The sequence below is a fragment of the Aminobacter sp. Y103A genome (assembly GCF_030294925.1).
Classification (GTDB): domain Bacteria; phylum Pseudomonadota; class Alphaproteobacteria; order Rhizobiales; family Rhizobiaceae; genus Aminobacter; species Aminobacter ciceronei.
This window is the reverse complement of record NZ_AP017986.1, coordinates 4409584-4426865: the sequence shown is the minus strand read 5'-3', so window position 1 is coordinate 4426865 and position 17282 is coordinate 4409584. Positions and strand designations below refer to the sequence as shown.

At 63.7% G+C, this 17282-nt stretch carries 20 protein-coding genes; 6 read left to right on the top strand and 14 right to left on the bottom strand.

Going from position 1 to position 17282, the window contains the following annotated elements; genetic code table 11:
• Positions 1-38: 38 nt before the first annotated feature.
• Both Amn_RS21730 and Amn_RS21725 read left to right on the top strand, forming a co-directional pair.
• Entirely contained in the window at positions 39-746 is a 708-nt protein-coding gene (locus Amn_RS21730) for a GNAT family N-acetyltransferase (protein ID WP_371746477.1), read from the top strand.
• A gap of 147 nt (positions 747-893) precedes the next feature.
• Entirely contained in the window at positions 894-1100 is a 207-nt protein-coding gene (locus Amn_RS21725; RefSeq protein WP_067958433.1) for a hypothetical protein, read from the top strand.
• A gap of 12 nt (positions 1101-1112) precedes the next feature.
• Here Amn_RS21725 and Amn_RS21720 read toward each other — a convergent pair whose 3' ends face one another.
• Together Amn_RS21720 and Amn_RS21715 are read right to left on the bottom strand one after the other, a co-directional pair.
• Positions 1113-2543 (bottom strand): ATP-binding protein, encoded by a 1431-nt coding sequence (locus tag Amn_RS21720; protein WP_286291786.1) that lies wholly within the window; start codon positions 2541-2543, stop codon positions 1113-1115.
• Complete coding sequence (locus tag Amn_RS21715) at positions 2540-3256, bottom strand: response regulator (protein ID WP_182576015.1); 717 nt, start codon at positions 3254-3256, stop codon at positions 2540-2542. Before Amn_RS21715 ends, Amn_RS21720 begins: the two co-directional genes overlap by 4 nt.
• Before the next feature lie 50 nt (positions 3257-3306).
• On the opposite strand from Amn_RS21715, the gene Amn_RS21710 reads away from it, so the two are divergent.
• Both Amn_RS21710 and Amn_RS21705 read left to right on the top strand, forming a co-directional pair.
• Positions 3307-3759 carry a hypothetical protein gene (locus tag Amn_RS21710; protein ID WP_246341060.1) on the top strand — a complete coding sequence of 151 codons (453 nt, stop codon included), beginning with the start codon at positions 3307-3309 and terminating at the stop codon, positions 3757-3759.
• Positions 3760-3812: 53 nt separating this feature from the next.
• Complete coding sequence (locus Amn_RS21705; RefSeq protein WP_067958446.1) at positions 3813-4067, top strand: hypothetical protein; 255 nt, start codon at positions 3813-3815, stop codon at positions 4065-4067.
• Positions 4068-4186: 119 nt separating this feature from the next.
• Here the strand turns inward: Amn_RS21705 and Amn_RS21700 are convergent, their stop codons facing one another.
• The 4 genes from Amn_RS21700 to Amn_RS21685 form a co-directional block, all read right to left on the bottom strand.
• On the bottom strand, positions 4187-5347 hold the full coding sequence (locus Amn_RS21700; RefSeq protein WP_182576014.1) for a nickel/cobalt transporter: 1161 nt from the start codon (positions 5345-5347) through the stop codon (positions 4187-4189).
• 4 nt (positions 5348-5351) lie between these two features.
• Positions 5352-6017: a DUF1007 family protein gene (locus Amn_RS21695; RefSeq protein ID WP_067958463.1), complete on the bottom strand. Its 666-nt coding sequence runs from the start codon at positions 6015-6017 to the stop codon at positions 5352-5354.
• Positions 6018-6094: 77 nt separating this feature from the next.
• On the bottom strand, positions 6095-7003 hold the full coding sequence (locus Amn_RS21690) for a LysR family transcriptional regulator (protein ID WP_067958465.1): 909 nt from the start codon (positions 7001-7003) through the stop codon (positions 6095-6097).
• A gap of 4 nt (positions 7004-7007) precedes the next feature.
• A complete protein-coding gene (locus tag Amn_RS21685) occupies positions 7008-8207 on the bottom strand; it encodes an amidase (RefSeq protein ID WP_182576012.1) in 1200 nt (399 codons plus the stop codon).
• A gap of 549 nt (positions 8208-8756) precedes the next feature.
• Between Amn_RS21685 and odc2 the strand changes: the two genes are divergently transcribed.
• Together odc2 and Amn_RS21675 are read left to right on the top strand one after the other, a co-directional pair.
• A complete protein-coding gene (gene odc2 / locus Amn_RS21680) occupies positions 8757-9890 on the top strand; it encodes an ornithine/lysine decarboxylase (RefSeq protein ID WP_154386463.1) in 1134 nt (377 codons plus the stop codon).
• A 116-nt stretch (positions 9891-10006) separates the two neighbouring features.
• Positions 10007-10648 (top strand): GNAT family N-acetyltransferase, encoded by a 642-nt coding sequence (locus Amn_RS21675; RefSeq protein WP_154386462.1) that lies wholly within the window; start codon positions 10007-10009, stop codon positions 10646-10648.
• An 850-nt stretch (positions 10649-11498) separates the two neighbouring features.
• Here Amn_RS21675 and Amn_RS21670 read toward each other — a convergent pair.
• The 8 genes from Amn_RS21670 to flhA form a co-directional block, all read right to left on the bottom strand.
• Positions 11499-11816 (bottom strand): hypothetical protein, encoded by a 318-nt coding sequence (locus Amn_RS21670; RefSeq protein WP_182576010.1) that lies wholly within the window; start codon positions 11814-11816, stop codon positions 11499-11501.
• A 150-nt stretch (positions 11817-11966) separates the two neighbouring features.
• Positions 11967-12326 carry an SCP2 sterol-binding domain-containing protein gene (locus Amn_RS21665; RefSeq protein WP_263006254.1) on the bottom strand — a complete coding sequence of 120 codons (360 nt, stop codon included), beginning with the start codon at positions 12324-12326 and terminating at the stop codon, positions 11967-11969.
• A gap of 110 nt (positions 12327-12436) precedes the next feature.
• Positions 12437-12976 carry a hypothetical protein gene (locus Amn_RS21660; protein ID WP_182575624.1) on the bottom strand — a complete coding sequence of 180 codons (540 nt, stop codon included), beginning with the start codon at positions 12974-12976 and terminating at the stop codon, positions 12437-12439.
• A complete protein-coding gene (locus Amn_RS21655) occupies positions 12973-13383 on the bottom strand; it encodes a hypothetical protein (protein ID WP_154386460.1) in 411 nt (136 codons plus the stop codon). Before Amn_RS21655 ends, Amn_RS21660 begins: the two co-directional genes overlap by 4 nt.
• Before the next feature lie 10 nt (positions 13384-13393).
• Complete coding sequence (locus Amn_RS21650) at positions 13394-13948, bottom strand: rod-binding protein (RefSeq protein WP_154386459.1); 555 nt, start codon at positions 13946-13948, stop codon at positions 13394-13396.
• Between the two features lie 61 nt (positions 13949-14009).
• The gene (locus tag Amn_RS21645; RefSeq protein WP_067958490.1) at positions 14010-14399 is read right to left on the bottom strand and encodes a hypothetical protein; all 390 of its coding nucleotides are present in this window, start codon (positions 14397-14399) and stop codon (positions 14010-14012) included.
• Positions 14400-14402: 3 nt separating this feature from the next.
• The gene (gene fliR, locus Amn_RS21640; protein ID WP_067958493.1) at positions 14403-15155 is read right to left on the bottom strand and encodes a flagellar biosynthetic protein FliR; all 753 of its coding nucleotides are present in this window, start codon (positions 15153-15155) and stop codon (positions 14403-14405) included.
• Positions 15152-17242, bottom strand: a complete 2091-nt coding sequence (flhA, locus tag Amn_RS21635; protein ID WP_067958496.1) for a flagellar biosynthesis protein FlhA — start codon at positions 17240-17242, stop codon at positions 15152-15154. The genes fliR and flhA overlap by 4 nt, the downstream gene beginning before the upstream one ends.
• Between the last annotated feature and the right edge of the window lie 40 nt (positions 17243-17282).

Below are 17282 nucleotides of genomic sequence, written 5' to 3'. Positions count from 1 at the left end.
GTTGGGGGCACCGGATTTTTGCGAGAGTTGGGGCGACCATGTCAAACGAATTGGAGACGTCCTTGTCCGAGAACCTGCAGGACTGGAAGCCGCGGCCGCGCCCCGAGCGCATAAATCTCGAGGGACGGTATGTCCGCCTGGAGCCGCTGGACGCCGCAAGACACGGCGAACGCCTGTACGAAATGGCGACCGCCGAAGATGCCGAGGGCCGCTTCCGCTGGCTCTTCGACACCAAGCCGCAGACCCGCGCCGATTTCCAACCCTGGCTCGAAAAATCGGCGGCGAGCGAGGACCCGCTGTTTTTCGTCGTCATCGACAAGGCCAGCGGCAAGATGGCCGGGCGGCAGACCCTGATGCGCATCGACCCGAATTTCGGCGTCATCGAGATCGGCAACATCTACTGGAGCGACATCGTCTCGCGCAAGCCGGCGGCAACCGAGGCCCAGTTCCTGTTTGCGCGCCACATCTTCGAGCTCGGCTATCGGCGCTACGAGTGGAAGTGCAACAATCGCAACGAACCGTCCAAGCGGGCGGCCGAACGTTTCGGCTTCAAGTTCGAGGGCATCTTCCGCCAGCACATGGTGACCAAGGGCGAGAACCGTGACACCGCCTGGTATTCGATCATCGACAAGGAATGGCCGGCCTTGCTCAAGGCCTACGACGCCTGGCTCGATCCGGCCAATTTCGATGCCGCAGGCCAGCAGAAGCGCAAGCTTGAGGATTTCCGCGCCGAGTTCGGCGCCTGAAGGTGCCCACGGGCGCCTTTTGGCCCCAACAGCTATGCGTGCGACAATCGAACCGGTGATGGCGCGTTGGCTGAAACGGCAACGGGCGCTATGTAGCTGAACTTGCCGGCATCGGTCCGGACGCAACGAGATGTTAGGGCCACGCCGATGGACACCAAGACCCGCCATGCCGCCGTCGCCGCCGCATGGATCATGATCATCTTCGGCGTCGCGGCGTTTTTCCTGCCCAAGGTGATGCTCGCCGTCGGCAACTATTCGACCGCCGCCGCCGGTGTCATCGCGGTATGCTTCGTTCTTGCCTTCTTCGGCGTGTTCTGGCTGCGCGGCCGCAGCCAGCGCAAGAACGGCAACTGAAACAGGTTGATCCTATCCGACCGCTGCGGCCTTCACGGTTCCGGCCAGCGGTATCTTAAGCTCGGCGCGCAAGCCGCCGCCGCTGCGGTTCTTGAGGACAACGTCGCCGTCAAAGCGGCGGGCAATGTTGCGGGCAATCGTCAGGCCGAGCCCGAAGCCGCCGGTCTGGCGGTTGCGCGAACCTTCGATACGGATGAACGGGCGGAAGATGGTTTCCATCTTTGTCTCCGGAATGCCCGGGCCGGAATCGTCGATGGTGAGCAGCACGTGCCCGCCGACCTGCGACAAGGCCAGGCGGGCCTTGCCGCCATACTTCACCGCATTGTCGACGAGATTGGCCACGCATCGGCGCAGCGCGATCGCCTGGCCTTGGCAGACGAGCCCACGGGCGTGGTGGCGAGCGCCGTCGAAGACGACATGCGGATTGCCGTCGGCGATCGAATCGACGAGCGACCAGAAGTCGATCCGTTCCAACGCCTCGTCCCTGGCCTCGTAGGTGGCGAAGTCGAGTACGGAGGCCGAGATCGCCTCGATGTCGGCCAGATTGTGCATAAGTGCGGTGCGAAGCGGCGAGTTGCGCAGCAATTCCAGGCGCAGGCGAATGCGCGTCAGCGGCGTCCTGAGATCATGCGCGAGCGCGGCCGCCAGCAATTCGCGGTCCTCGACATATTCCTTCAGCCGCGCCTGCATGGTGTTCACCGCCCGTGCCGCCGACATGTATTCACTGCTGCCGCGTTCATCCAGAGGCGGGCTTTTCAGGTCTGCGCCGATCCGCCGGACGGCACTTTCGAGCGCGCGATAGGGTGCCGTCAGCCGGCGCAGCGACCAGATCGACAGCGCCACCACCAGGGCTGCCACCGATCCGTAGAGCGGCAGACTGTCGCTGTTGAGGACCGGACTGGGTGGCGTCGCCTTCATGGTGAAATTGAGCCACTGGCTGTCCTTGAACTCGATCGACGCCACCAGCGTGTCGCTGTTGGTGATGTCGGATGACAGGTCGAGCAGTTCGCGTTCGACGCTGCCCACGCTCTGGTCGGGTTCCGCTGAATTCTGGCTCGGCCGTGCCTTCGGCATTTCGCGGCGCACGCGAGCTTCCTGGATGCCGTATTTCGACAGCCTGCCCACGATGATGTCCTCGAGCTCTGCCATTTCGTCATCCGCGGGAATGACCGAGCTGACGGCAGGCGCATCCGAAGTGGTCAGCACATGCGGCGGAACGGAGAGGCCGGCGGCGATGCGGGTGCGATCGAGTGGCTGTTCCGCATACAGCAGCTTTGCCAGCGACAAAGCCCGGTCGTTGAGGCGAAACAGGTCGAGGATATTGTTGGAGGCAACGCGTTCGCGCGAGACGATGGAGAGCGTCGAGACCTGGATGGACAGCAGCCCGGCGATGACGATCAGAAGCACCCAGGCCGGCAGCGACCGTGGCAGGAGCCATCTCATTCGGCTGATACCTCGGGCACGAACTGATAGCCGCCGCCGCGCACGGTCAGCACCAGCTTCGGCGCGCGCGGATTGTCTTCCATCTTGCGGCGCAGGCGGCTCACCAGGATGTCGACGCTGCGGTCATAGCTGTAGTCGCCGTTCTGGTTGGAGAGTTCGACCAGCTGCTCGCGGCTGAGCACGCGCTGGGCGCTGCGCACCAGCGTGTGCAGCAGGTTGAACTCGGCGGTCGTCAGCTCGACCCGGATATCGTCGGGCCTGAGCAGCCGGCGGCGGGAGGCATCGAGCGTCCAGCCGGCGAATTTGTAGACTTGCGGCACCGGCCGGTGCGTCGTTCCCGCGGCACTCGGCCGGCGCAGCACGGCGCGTGCCCGGGCCAGCAGCTCGCGTGGGTCAAAGGGTTTTGGCACGTAGTCGTCGGCGCCCATCTCCAGGCCGACGACGCGGTCGATGGTTTCGGTGACCGCCGTCAGCATGATGATCGGGATCCTCGAATGCGTGCGCAGGTCGCGGCAGATGTCGAGGCCGCTTTTGCCGGGCAGCATCACGTCGAGGATGATCAGGTCGACAGGGGCGCGGCGCAGGGCTGCCTGCATCTCGTCATCGTCGCGCGCGCCCGAGACGCGCATGCCGTGCTTGACGAAGAATTCCTGGAGCAGGTCGCGGATTTCCCTGTCGTCGTCAACGATCAGGACATGGGCATCGGTCTTCACTTTTCGCACCTCAGGTCGATGCGAGCGGCATCGGCGCGGACCTTGGCGAAATGAGGTCGAACCAAGGTTTTGACCAGAAAACACGAGAACTTGAGCGCCTGAGGCGGCAGTTACAATCCAGAAACAAAACACTGCAAACCGGAAAGAAACCCGACAAGTCGGTCCGCGATAACAACCGTGCTGCTTCAACCACGGGTGCTGGAACCGACATGCGAAAGTTAGTGACCAGTTCGATGATCGTACTGCTCGCCGCACTTTCAATTGGCGCAGCCAGCACCCAGCCGCAGGCAAAGGGAACAGTTACGAGGACCGATCGCTGCAACAGGCTGCAGCAGCAATTCACCGATGAAATCGCTGAACATGCCGAGGCGAAACGGGCCGCCGAAGCGAAAGCCTTTCAGAAAAAGGCGATGAAATTCTGTGCCGGCAACCAGCAGGCCCAGGGCATCCGCGCCTATGCGACAGCACTGAAGATGCTTGGAGCGCAACCGATCGAACCCTGATCGGCAAGCTCAAGAAGGCCCCCAACAATGCACTTGTGCAAAGGAAACTGATCATGAACGTCAACAAGACCCTGCTGACCGCTCTCGGCATGACCGTCGCCATGGCCTTCTCGGCCCCGGTGCTCACCGCCAGCTCGGCCAACGCTGCCGGCTACACGGCAGCGCCAGCGGCTGCCGCCACGACCACAACCAAGACGGTCACTCCGCTGGTGAAGAAGGTCGCGAGCAAGAAGCCGACGCACAAGAAGGTCAAGAAGCACAAGAAGCACGTCGCGCCGGCCGCCACGACCAAGAAGACCACGATGTAAGCACCCGACGCCACGCAGGTCGTGGTTCATAAGAAATCCGCCCTGGCAGCCGCAACTCCAGGGCGGATTTCTTTTGCGCGCAGATTGGCAGTTCAGGACGTCGCGGGCGCCAAGCCCGCTCAGGCCTTCAGGCTAGCGGCCAGCAACACCAGGCCAAGCAGCATGACGAGTGCCGCGCCGCCGATCTCGATGGCATTGTGGACGCGGTTTCCGGCGCGGCCGTCGCCGGCTATCGCAACGGCCCAGTTCTTCGCCGTCACTGCCATGATGGCAAGTGCCGAGACGGTGATGGCGGTTCCGAGCGCCATGGCGAAGACCGACAGGATGCCGCCGGCCCAAAGTCCGTTGAGGAAGGCGAAGCTGAGCACGATCAGCGCGCCGGAGCAGGGGCGGATACCGACCGCTGCAACCGCCGACCATGCGGTGCGCCAGTCGAAATGCTTGCCTTCGAGCATCCTGGGATCCGGCGCGTGCGAGTGGCCGCAGGTCGAGCAGACTTCACCCACGGCGTGAGCGTGATGGGCGTGAGCATGCGGGCTGTGCCCGTGGTCATGATGCGCGTGGTTGTGGGCTTGGTGAGCGTGATCGTGATGATCGTGCGCATGATCGTGGCTGCACGTGGCGTGGTCATGATGGTCGTGGCCTGAGGTGGCGTGGTCGTGATCATGATGACCATGCGCATGGACATGGGCTGCCGACAGGCTGTGTACCGGAGCCGCACCTGCCAGGAACGCCATCGGCTTGAGTTTCTTCCACAGCAGCCAGGCGCCGAAGGCGGCGATCAGGGCGTAGCTCACCGTTTCCAGGAACCAGGTTGCGTTGGTCATCGACACCGATGTACCGCGCAGGACGAGGAACACCAGCGTCATCAGCACAACGGCAGTCGCCCCCTGGAGGAAGGCCGAGACGAAGGACAGCATCACGCCGCGGCGCAACGCCACTTCGTTGGCGAGCATATAGGACGAGATTACGGCCTTGCCGTGGCCGGGGCCGGCGGCGTGGAAGATGCCATAGGCGAAGGACAAGCCGACGAGCAGCCAGATGCCGCCGCTGTCGCCGTCGCGCATCGCCTTCAGCGAGCCGGTCAGCGAGCGGTAGAACTGCTGCTGATGAACGTTGATCCAGTTGAGCAGCTCGGAGAAGAGGCCGGTCGACGGCACCATCGCTTCGTTGGTGCCGATGCCGAGTGAACTCTGGGCATGCGCCCGGACCGCGAAATGGCTGAGCACATAGCTGAGCGCCAGAAGCGCGAAAATCACTCGGATGGTCGTCTTCTTCACTGCATCACCCCTTGGCTGGGCAGTTCAATTCCAGGCGCGTGGCAAAAATCTTGCTCATGTCGGTGCCCGACGGGTCGTTGAAGAACGCATCGGTCAGCTTCGACTGGTTCTGCGCGATTGCTTCGTCCGGGTCGGGCCGGACCACTGTCTTGGTGCAGATCGGGGGGAGGTCCGCGACGCTCAGATTGGTGTCTTCGGTGAAATCGATCGCCGTGTAGAAGGTCGGATCGTAGACGCCGAAATCGATCTTGCCGGCAAGCTTCAGCGGCTCCTTCGGCTCGGTCTCGAACAGGATGATGAGCTGCTGGTCCTCGAAATTGGCGACGAGATTGGCCGGCGGCTTCATGGCGATGTCCTTGCCGTCGACTGTCACGACCTGGAAGTAATTGTACTCGCCGATCGATTCGAACACCGTCTTGGAGACCTCGGCCAGTTCGCTGTCGTCGAGCTTGAGGTCGGAGTTCTTGTCGAACTCCATCAGCACCGTGCTGGAAAACAGGTCGTCGAAGCGCCAGAGATGCCTGAGCGATTTCACGGTCTTGTCGGGATTGAGCACGACGTCGAGCCGCGCTTCGGCGAAGACGTGCGGGTGAACGCTCGCCGGCACCGTCATGGTCAGCAAGGCCACTGCCGCCGTGGCTAGCGTCGTCTTGGAAATCTTCAGAATCATTGCTCCGGCGGCCCGACATGTTGGGTGATGCCGACAATTATCAGAAACCGGGCGAAAGTGGGACGGCGGCCGTTCAACTAAACGGCATGATTGCAGGGGTTGGTCTTGAACCATTGCACCAGGAAGTCGACGAAGACCCGGATCTTCGCCGGCAGGTAGCGCCGGTGCGGGTAGACGGCGAAGATGCCGCCGCCGCCGAGGCGGCGGTCGTCGAGCACCGGTACCAGCCGGCCGGAATCGAGATCGGGGGCGGCGATGAAATCGGGCAGGATGGCAAAGCCGAGTCCGGCAACGGCCGCGGCCCGCGCCGCCATCGGGCTGTTGACCTCCATCGGACCTGAGACCGATACGGTCATGACGTCGCCGGTCTCGCCGGAGAATGGCCAGTTCGACATGTATCGGCCGTTGGTGTCGATGATGCAGGGCACGTTGGCGAGATCCGCCGGTTTTGTCGGCATGCCGTATTTTTCGATCAGCTCGGGCGAGGCGCAGACCCGGATGCCGAACGGCGCCAAGCGCCGGGCGATCAGCGACGAGTTCTCCAGCCTGGAGATGCGGATGGCGAGGTCGAAGCCTTCCTCGACAAGATCGACGAAGCGGTCGTCGAGATGAATCTCGAGCACGATATCAGGATGTGCCTTGGCGAATTCGATCAGCGAGCGGCCGATCGGCGCGTCGGCAAAGGTGCGCGGCGCCGACAGCTTGACCCGGCCGCGCACGTCGCCCGAGGATTCGCGCACAGCATCGGCTAGGCTGTCGACCTCGCGGATGATCTCGGAGGCACGCCTGTAATAGGTATGGCCTGCCTCGGTCAGCGAAAACTGCCGTGTCGTGCGGTTGAGCAGCAGCGCGCCGAGTTCGTCCTCGAGCTCGCGCACATATTTGGACAGCAGCGCCTTGGAGCGGCCGATCTTGCGCGCGGCGGCGGAAAAGCCTTCGGCCTCGACCACGTCGATGAAGGCGCGCATGCGGGTGAGTGTGTCCATGGCATCAGTCCTTTGTGCCGGCAGTGTCGAGCACGCGGCGTCCCAACCGGATCAGCGCGAGATCGCTGCCGGCCGGGCCGAGCAGCGACAGCCCGAACGGCGCGCCGTCGACCGTGCCGATCGGCAGCGTTATCTGGGGGAAGCCCGACAGGCCGGACAGGCAGAGCAGCATCAAAGCGCGCTCGCGATAGGCGAGAAGTTCGTCATGGCTGCCGCTGGCCAGGGGCGCGGCTCCCGGTACCGTCGGCAGGACCAGAATGCCGTCCGTGCCGAGCAGCACGCCCAGCTCCTGGCGAAACGCGTCGCGCCTTTCGATCTCGGCGGCATAGTCTGACGCGGAAATGGTGGCGCCGAACTCAAAACGCTCCTTGACGCCCGGCCCGAGGCCACGATCTCCGGAAGCGATCCAGGCTCCATGCTCTTGCCAGGCCTCGAAGGCCTGGATCTTGCGGAAGCACCAATAGAGCTCGTCTGATGAAAAAGAGAGAGGGCCAGCCTTGGCGATCAGGCCAAGGGCGGTTCCGGCACGCCGGCGCATCCGCTGGTACTCTGCCGCTTCATCCGGGCCGGTCGGCAGGCTGTCGAGCCAGTCGAGCGCCACGGGCCTTTTCAGCTGGCCGCGATGGGCGTCCTCGCCGATGAGCAGCTTCGCCACGGTCTCATAGACGTCGATATCGGGTGCGAACCAGCCGAATGTGTCGAGGCTCGGCGCCAGCTTCATCGCGCCGTCGAGCGAAATCAGCCCATGTGTGGTGCGCAGGCCGATCAGTCCGCAGAAGCTCGCCGGTGCCCGGATCGAGCCGCCGGTGTCGGAGCCTATGGCGATGTCGGCGAGCATGCCGGCGACCGCCACAGCCGAGCCCGACGACGAACCGCCGGTGACGCGGTCCGGCGCGGCGGGATTGATCGGGTGCGGGAAGTGCGCGTTCTGGCCCATCAGCGAGAAGGCAAGTTCGTCGGTCTGGGTCTTGCCGACGAATCGCGCGCCGGCATCAAGCAGGATCTGTATCGCAGGCGCGGTTCTTGTGGCTGTTTCGGCGCTTGCAGCCTTTGCCGGGTTGCCGCAGCCGGTTTTGTAGCCGGCGACGTCATAGATATCCTTGACTGCCAGCCGAAGCCTCGCCAAGGACCCGGTTTCCGCATTTAAAACAGGTGCTTGCGGCACATCGAGAAAAGCGTTGAAGCGGTCGGATGTGCCGGTCATCGTTCGAAGCCTGTTTACGATGTCTCCAACATTGTTCGATGGTTGAATTTTTTCAACCCGCCATGAGATTTTAATTGATTGTGACGGTGACGAGCCATATATCCGCGCTTGCCCAAAGTCGCACGTGCCTGTGGGTGTCCGCCGATCCCTCGAATGGCGAGGAAATCGGTAAGGTAACTGGAGCTAACCCCTCCAGTCGATTTGGCGGCCAACCGCAAAATCGAGGACACCTTGAAGCAACGACGGTGCGGGCCTTTCTGGTTCTCTTCCGGCTGTCCAAAAGCCGGGGTTACTGAAGAGGCACACCTTCATTGCCGGCAGTGCGGAACGGGTCTTCCCATTTCCAAGCCAAGGCAGACAAAGCGAACCGAAGCCGGGCTGGCTCAGGTTCATCGCCGCGTGAAGCGCATTTGTGGTTCCAGGGTCTCCACAGGCTGGATCCATCAAATAGCGGTCATGTCTTTGTCCACCGTGGGATTCCGCGGCCGGGAACGGCCGTCCCGCAGCTTGATGATTTTTGCGCGGCAGGACCGCGCGATGGAGAGACCTATGGCCACTCAGCGCATCCTCGACTTCCTCGCCACCCGACGTCCGTCCGGCCCTTGCCTGGTCGTCGACCTCGATGTCGTGCGCGACAATTTCCGCGCCTTCGAGAAGGCGATGCCTGAGTCCAAGGTCTACTACGCTGTCAAGGCAAACCCGGCGCCTGAGATCCTGCGCCTGCTCGCCGGCATGGGCTCGTCCTTCGACACCGCTTCGGTCGCCGAAATCGAGATGGCTATGGATGCCGGCGCCCCGGCCGAGCGCATCTCCTTCGGCAACACCATCAAGAAGGAGCGTGACATCGCACGTGCCTTCGAACTCGGCATCCGCCTGTTCGCCGTCGACTCTGTCGAAGAGGTCGAGAAGGTGGCGCGTGCCGCTCCCGGCTCCCGCGTGTTCTGCCGCGTGCTCACCGACGGCGAAGGCGCCGAATGGCCGCTGTCGCGCAAGTTCGGCTGTGTGCCCGCAATGGCCGTCGACGTGCTGCGCGTTGCCAAGTCGCTCGGCCTCGATGCCTTTGGCGTGTCGTTCCATGTCGGCTCGCAGCAGACCGACCTGACGGCCTGGGATCGTGCGCTTGCTGACGCCAAGAAGGTGTTCGCCAAGCTCGCCGAAGAAGGCATCATGCTCGGCATGGTCAACATGGGCGGCGGCTTCCCGACGCGCTACCTGCGCGACGTGCCGGCGGCCCAGGCCTATGGCCAGGCGATCTTCGAGGCGCTGTCCAAGCACTTCGGCAACAACATCCCGGAGACCATCATCGAGCCGGGTCGCGGCATGGTCGGTAACGCCGGCGTCATCAAGTCGGAAGTCGTGCTGATCTCCAAGAAGGCCGACAACGACAATGTGCGCTGGGTGTTCCTCGACATCGGCAAGTTCGGCGGTCTCGCCGAGACGATGGACGAGGCGATCCGCTACCCGATCGTGACCGACCGCGACGGCGACGAGGTGGCACCTTGCGTGCTCGCCGGCCCAACCTGCGACTCGGCCGACGTGATGTATGAAAAGACACCGTACCCGCTGCCCCTGTCGCTGACCATCGGCGACGAGGTGCTGATCGAGGGTACCGGCGCCTATACCACGACCTACTCGTCTGTCGCCTTCAACGGCTTCGAGCCTCTCCGATCCTACGTGATCTGACGGCTCGAAACGGCGCCCGCCGCCGGAGCCGTTCAGATCACCCCGGCGGGCGTGCCTCTGCACGCCCGGTCGGGTTCGCTTGTGGAACAGATCTCCGCTCGTGAAGGATCGCGGAAATGAACGTTGAAGAAATTGCCAAAATCTTGCCCGACATCGTGATCGTGGCTGAAACCCGGGCCGACATCGCCGCGCGCGAGGTACTGCTTGACCGTGCCATGGGCCCGAAGCGGCGCAAGAAGTCGTCGGAGAAGCTGCGCCGCGGTCGCCGCCCATCCGAGGGCCTGGCGCTGGTCGCGCGCGATGCCAAGGGCTCGGTCGTAGGCACCGTGCGGCTGTGGGACGTGCGGCTGGGCGAGGGCGGTCCTGCTGCGCTGCTGCTCGGCCCGCTCGCCGTCGATCCGGCGGCAAAGGGCACCGGCATCGGCTCGGCGCTGATGCGCCTGGCTATCGCCGAAGCCTCCCGCCTTGGCCACCGCGTCATCCTGCTCGTTGGCGACGCGCCATACTATGCGCGTTTCGGCTTCTCCGCCGCGAAGACCGGCCAGCTTGCCATGCCCGGCCCATATGAGCGCGACCGCTTCCTCGCGCTGGAACTCGTTTCCGGTGCGCTCGACGGCGCCAAAGGCGTGCTCAAGGCGGCCGGGCGCAAGCTCGGCGCCCCGGCGCGCAGGGCGGACTCGACGTTCGGTAAGGGCGGTGCGGGATCGGAAAACGCTGGCGTGTCCTTTGCGCGTCCGACGGGCCGTGCCGCACTCTAGCCGGAGTGTCCGCCCGGCTGCCTGAGGTGAGCCGGAACGCGTTATCTCCAGGCCGAAATACGGCCTGGCGCAGCCGGGAAACAGGTCGGCGACGGCGTTCTCTCCTTGACGCAGGCGATTGACGGCTGCGGCGATTGCGGCAACAGCGAGGGCCGCTGTTGGCTTGTGGTGTGCTCGTCACTCAACTCGACTGCCGAGACAAGGTAGCCGCAGCCCGACAGCGGCATAACGCTAGCCATGACCATTGCCACTGCTGCAAGGCGGTTTCGACGCACTTTCGACTCCACGTCGGCTATGGGACGGGCAAAGCGCCGTGCCTCGACGAGGCACGGCGCCGTCGCTCACTGGTTGGTGGTGTAGTACTGGTCGCCGCCACGGTGTGGCCGCCGCCTGTCGTCGCAATGGGAATGCCGCGGGCGACCATATTCCTGGGTGCAGAAGATCGGCTCCGAGAATGGCGGGCGTGGTGCACGGGGTGGGCGTGGCGGCATTGGCGGCACAGGTGGGCGGGGGTGACAGCGCGGCTGATCTCCGCCATGACGCCGCGGATCCCGCGTGTAGTTGTCGCCATGGCGCGGCGGGTAGCGAGTGTAATCGCCGCCGTGGCGCGGCGGATAGCGCGTGTCGTCCCAGCGCGGCGGGCCGTGGCGATCGTCCACGCAGCCTGCGAGCGTAAGCACGCTCAGGGTCGCAGCCAGGGCAATCAGTCGATTTCGATTCACAGGACACTCCGGCTGGAATTGACCGGGGCGATGTGGGCTTCAATTGTTGTGGGGACATTACCGGGCCGCCGGGGTCGGACCTTTGTCCCTCACGAATGAGAAAGGCCGGGCGAGCCCGGCCCTTGCAGTCAGTCGTTGGAGAAGCGGCGCGGTCGCGGCCGGTCGATGCAATCGGGCGACGGCGTCGTTGCCGGTCCGCCTCGGCAGTCGAGCGGTTCACTGCTGGGACGCGGCGGCGGGCCATGCCTGGGGTATTCGCGCGGCCCATCCCAATTGCGCGGCCCGCGCGGACCATCCCAGCTACGGGGCCCGCCTCTGGGGCCGTCCCAGCTGCGCGGCCCGTGCCTGGGACCGTCCCAGTCGCGGCCATAGCGGTCGTCCACGCAGCCGGCGAGGGCGACGACGCACAGGGTCGCGGCCAATGCGGCCAGTCGATTTCGGGTCATATGATACTCCACGTCGCAAAATCGTCCCTGGCGAGCGATGTGGACCACGTGCATTACGGTTGCATTGCGTGTGTGCCGAAAGTGCGTGGGTTGCATAGAAAAAGCCCGGCGTCACCGCCGGGCTTTTCCAATTCCGATGGTCTTGTCGGCTTAGAGCAGCTGGCTCAGGCCCATGGCCACCGACATGTCGCCCTCGACCTTGATCTTGCCGGTCATGAACGCCATCGTCGGGTTGAGCTCGCCTGCGATCAGCGACTCGAGATCGTCGAGCGACAGCTTGATGGTGCAGTCGGCCGGGCCATCGGTCGTCGACAGGGTGGTGCCATCGATGACGATGACGCCGTCGCTGCCGGTGTCGAACTTGATCGAGCGGCCAAAGCCGGCGCTCTCCACCTTCGCCTTGATCTTGTCTGCGACTGCCTGAATGCTCATGGCTCTCTCCTGGTCTTTCCTGAAAGGCGCTTTGCGCCCGGCCTCCCCGGACCAATCCGGACGAGCCGGCCATGTCACAGGACTGCAATTCCTATAACTGGCATCTTACGTTTACGTCAACGTAGAATTGGCTGGCGATGGTCACGCGACGTGGCGCGAAAGGCAGCCAATTTGGCTGCCTGTCGGGTTCAATGTGCTTTGGCCGGGCCTGCTTCGGCTGGCTTTGCCGCCTCGGCCTCTGCTGCGGCAGCAGCCGATTCACGCTGGCGCACGGCATTGTCGCGGACATCGTCGGGGGTCAGGAAGTCGATCTGCTCGACCATTACCTCGTGGATCAGCTTCGAACCGACACGGGCGTTGATGGCGTCGCGGATGCCGTTGCGAAAGCCGTCCAGATCGAGCTTCTCATATGCGGTGAAGTCGATCTGCGGATTGCCGTAGAGATAGGAATAGACCTGATCGACAAGCAGCGAGGCCATCGGCACCGATAGCTTTCCGACTTCCTTGGGTTCGACCGTGTACACGAGGCGCGTCAGGAAATAGCCGTGCACGCGCTCACCTTTGAGCAACGGCACCGAAATGACGTCGGTCTTGACATAGTCGAGACCGCCGAGCAGCGGCATCTGCTCTTCGGTCGCCGGCAGGTTGGCGGCGGCCTGGAACGAATAGAAGACCGAGCCGAGGGTCACGGCGACAATCCACAGCGCCGCCGCGATGAACTTGATCACCGCGCCCACCCGAATTCGTTTGCCGAATAGGTGCCGTCCGCTTCGGAGCGCTGGATGGCGTCGCGGAGCAGGGAGGCGACTTCACTGACGGCGCTGAGATGAGCGAGGATCGCACGTTCATTGGCGACGAGCTTGTCGCGCAGGCGTTCGACACCGACCTTGAGCTCGCTCGGGTAGTCGCCCTCGACCAGGCCCTTGGTGGCGCGGGTCAGTTCGTAGAGATAGCGGCTCTTGCGGGCGTTCGATGCCTTGATGTCGAAATGGACGTCGGTGCGGATCGCAGCGGTCTCTTCTTCGACCGCATCCTCGATCCGGCTGATGATGGCCGCGACGTTGCCCGGGCGGGCAGCGTCGATGAGATCGGCCGTCACCGGCAGGTTCGTCCTGTATTCGGAGAGATCCGACATATCTTATCCTCTACGATTTTGTGTCAGTGGCGGAGGCGGCATCGTCGCTTCCCAGCGAGCGCACCATCTTCCGCTGCAATTCCTGAATGAGCGCAGTGGCCTGGCTCATTTGTTCATCGAGTGCCGCCTTTTCAGGCCCGCCAGCGACGCCGCTGACCGGCACCACCTGCTCGTCCTTGATGTAGTGGTCGCGCATAACGGTCTTGGCGATACCGATGCCGCCGGCTTCGGCGGTCTGGTTGGCGAGATGCTCGGCCATCATCGACTTCCACATGTCGCCGGCCATGCCCTTGCCGTACACGCTTTCGGTGTTCTTCGGCATCATGTTGCCGATGAAGGTTTGCAGGACCATTGCCTCGAACTTCTTCATCGACGCATCGGCCGAGGTCTTGTCCGGCTGGCGCGTGACACCGCCGGTGACGGCGGCTTCGGTGAGCAAAAATGTTCCGGCCGGGGCCGCGCTGGCGGTCCGGTTGGCAAGCGCCGCGCGCGCAGCCTGGATGCCTGATGGCTCGACGGCCTTGGCTACATCCAGAATGATGTCACTGGGTGGGGAGATGGCCAAAGCGGCTCGCCTTTCCGGGTTACGTTACTGCTGATTGTGGAGGGTCAAGCTTGCGGCAACCTTACTTGTCTTCAGCCGACTTTCTTTCAATGATTTCGAGACGTTCGCGGTCGGCGCTGTCACGCTCATCCTGACGGCGGACCTCGCGGTAGGCGCGCTCGACCATGTTGGTGCGGGCGGTGGCAGTGGCGATCTTGCCGACCTCGACATTGGCGAGGCCGAGATTGAGCTGCTTCTTGTCGATCGCCTCCTTGATGCGGCGATGGTAGAGTTCAGGGAACAGCTGGGAGATGCCTTCGGTGCTGTCGAAGCTGTCCGACAGCGATTGCGCCTCGGCTTCGGCGGCAATCGCATTGGCGACAAAACCGGCATGGCGCGTCTCGTGCAGCGCCTTGAGCTGCTCCTGCACGGCTACCAGCTTCTTCAGGCGATCCCTGCGCGACGCGGCCATTCCTTACCTTCCCACGGTGATGTCGACGAAGCCGTCGGCAAACAGGCTGAGCATGGTGGCGATGCCGAAATACATCAGCACCAGGCCACCGGCGACGACGAAGGGCAGCGAGATGAAGTAGACCGGGATCTGCGGCGTCAGCTTGTTGACGAAGCCGATCGTCAGGTTGATCAGGATGGCATAGGCGACGAAGGGGCTGCCCAGCCTCAGCACCACCATGAAGCTTTCCGACAGCGTGTCGGTGACGTCGACGAGGGCTGCCTGCGGATTGAAGAACATGTTGACCGGCGCGACCTGGTAGGAGGCGACCAGTGCGCGGATGATCTCGTGGTGGAAATTGAAGGCAAACAGCAGGATCAGCGCCGCGATCGAGATGATCGAGGCAAGCGCTGCCTGGGGCTCGTTTTCCTCGATGGCGTGGCCGCCGACACCGCCGAAGCCGATCAGCATGGCGATCGCCGAGCCCATGAACATCAGCGCCAGGATGTAGAGCCTGGCCATCAGCCCGATCAGGCCGCCGATCAGAAGCTCGGATGCGATCATCGGCATCAGCACGCCGGGACGAGCGTCGACGAACGGGAAGATCTGGTCCCAGAGGTGGATCAGCAGCCCGCCGGTGGCGGCGACGGCGACGAACAGCCTGACATGCATCGGCACGCGCACGCTGGAGATTCCGGGCATCAGCATGAAACAGGCGCCGATGCGACAGAAGGCCAGGAACGCCGCAAGGACCATGCCTTGCGCGGCGGCATTCATGAGACGGTACCGAGCACGCGCAGTTCGACGCCCTTGGCGATCTCGACATGGCTGAGCACCGGCAGGGTCGGAAACAGCCTTTCGATGATCATGCGGACATAGGGACGTGCGTCGGGTGCGGTGACGATCACGAAACGCTCACCGGTTTCGAGATGCGTGCGGATCGCCTTGGAGGCTTCCTGGCCGAATTCCTCGAGCTGGCGCGGATCGATGTCGAACTCGCGCACTTCGCCCTTGGCGTCGCGCTTGAGGCTCTGGTGGAAAGCGAGATCCCAGCGGTTGCCGAGGCGCAGCACCTTGAGCACGCCGCCTTCGCTCAAGTCGCCGCAGATCTGCTGGGCCATGCGGATGCGGACGTGCTCGACGATCTGCTCGGTGCGGCGGACATGCGGCGAGATCTCGGCGATTGCCTCGATGATGAGGTGCAGGTTGCGGATCGAGACGCGCTCGGCGAGCAGAAGCTTGAGCACCGCCTGCAGGCCGGGATAGGTGATGTGCGAGGTGCAGATCTCGTCGGCGAGCTTGCGGTATTCGGGGTCCTGGCGCTCGAGCAGCGCCTTCATGTCCTTGTAGGACAGGAGCTGCGGCAGGTTGTTGCGGATCACCTCGGAGAGATGGGTGAGCAGCACCGACATGTTGTCGGCGAAGGTGAACTGCTCGCGCTTCAGGTCCTCGGCGAAGGAATCGAGCACCGAGAAGGCGCGCATACCGAAAGCCGGTTCGCGCACTTCCTCGCCCGGAATGTCTGGCAGATCGCGCGAGCCGAGCAGCACCATGATTTCGCCGACGCGCATCTGGTATTCGGCGACGACGGTGCCGTGCACCTTGATCTGGTAGCTCTTGGGCGGAATCGAGAAGTCGTCGGTCATGCGCACTTCCGGCACGACGAAGCCGTACTGGGTGGCGAACTTCTTGCGCATCTTCGACATGCGGAAGGCGAGTTCCTGATGGGTAGCGAGCAGGCGCGTCGACAGCTGCTTGCCGATCAGCAGCTCGATCTCGGCGGTGGCGAGCGATGCCTTGACCGAGTTCTTTTCCTCTTCGACCTTGTCGGCCTCGACCTGCTCCCTTTCAGCGTCGACCTCGGCCATGCGGCGCTTGTGCTGCATCGGGATGAAGTAGCCGAGTGCTGCCATGGCAACGGCAAGCGAGAGGAACGGCAACATCGGCAGACCGGGCACGAGCGAGAGCAGAAACAGCAGGCCGGCGGCGACATAGAGCGCGCGTGGATAGGCGCCGAGCTGGCCGAACACCGCCTGGTCGGCCGATCCACGGGTGCCGCCCTTGGAGACGAGCAGGCCGGCGGCGAGCGAGACGATGAGCGCCGGGATCTGGGTGACGAGGCCGTCGCCCACCGACAGCTTGATGAACACGTCAGCGGCTTCGCCCATGCCCATGTCGTGGCGGAAATAGCCGATGGCGATACCACCGACGATGTTGATGGCGGTGATCATCAGGCCAGCGATGGCGTCGCCTCGGACGAATTTCGAGGCACCGTCCATCGAGCCGAAGAAGGAGCTTTCTTCTTCCAGTTCGCGGCGGCGCAACTGCGCTGTCTTGTCGTCGATCATGCCGGCCGACAGGTCGGCGTCGATCGACATCTGCTTGCCGGGAATGGCGTCGAGGGTGAAGCGGGCGCCGACTTCGGCGATACGCGTCGCACCCTTGGTGATGACGATGAAGTTCACCACGATCAGGATCAGGAACACGATCAGGCCGATGACGAAGTCGCCGGACATGACGAGGTTCGAGAAGCCCGAAATGACGTAGCCGGCGGCATGCGTGCCTTCATTGCCATGCGACAGAATCATGCGCGTGGTGGCGATGTTGAGCGACAGGCGCAGCATCGTGGCGATCAGCAGGATGGTCGGGAACGACGAGAAGTCGAGCGGGCGCTGGATCCACAGCGCGACCATCAGGATCAGCACCGAAATGGCGATCGAGAAGGCAAGGCCGACGTCGATCAGGAAGGCCGGGATCGGCAGGAACAGGACGGCGAGGATGATGACGATGCCGACGGCGAAGAAGACGTCGCGTCCGTTCCTGGCTGGAACGCCTGCGCCTGAAATGGTTTCGCTGATCGCCATTGATGCTTCCGATCGAATCCCGCCGCGCGCCAATGCCACG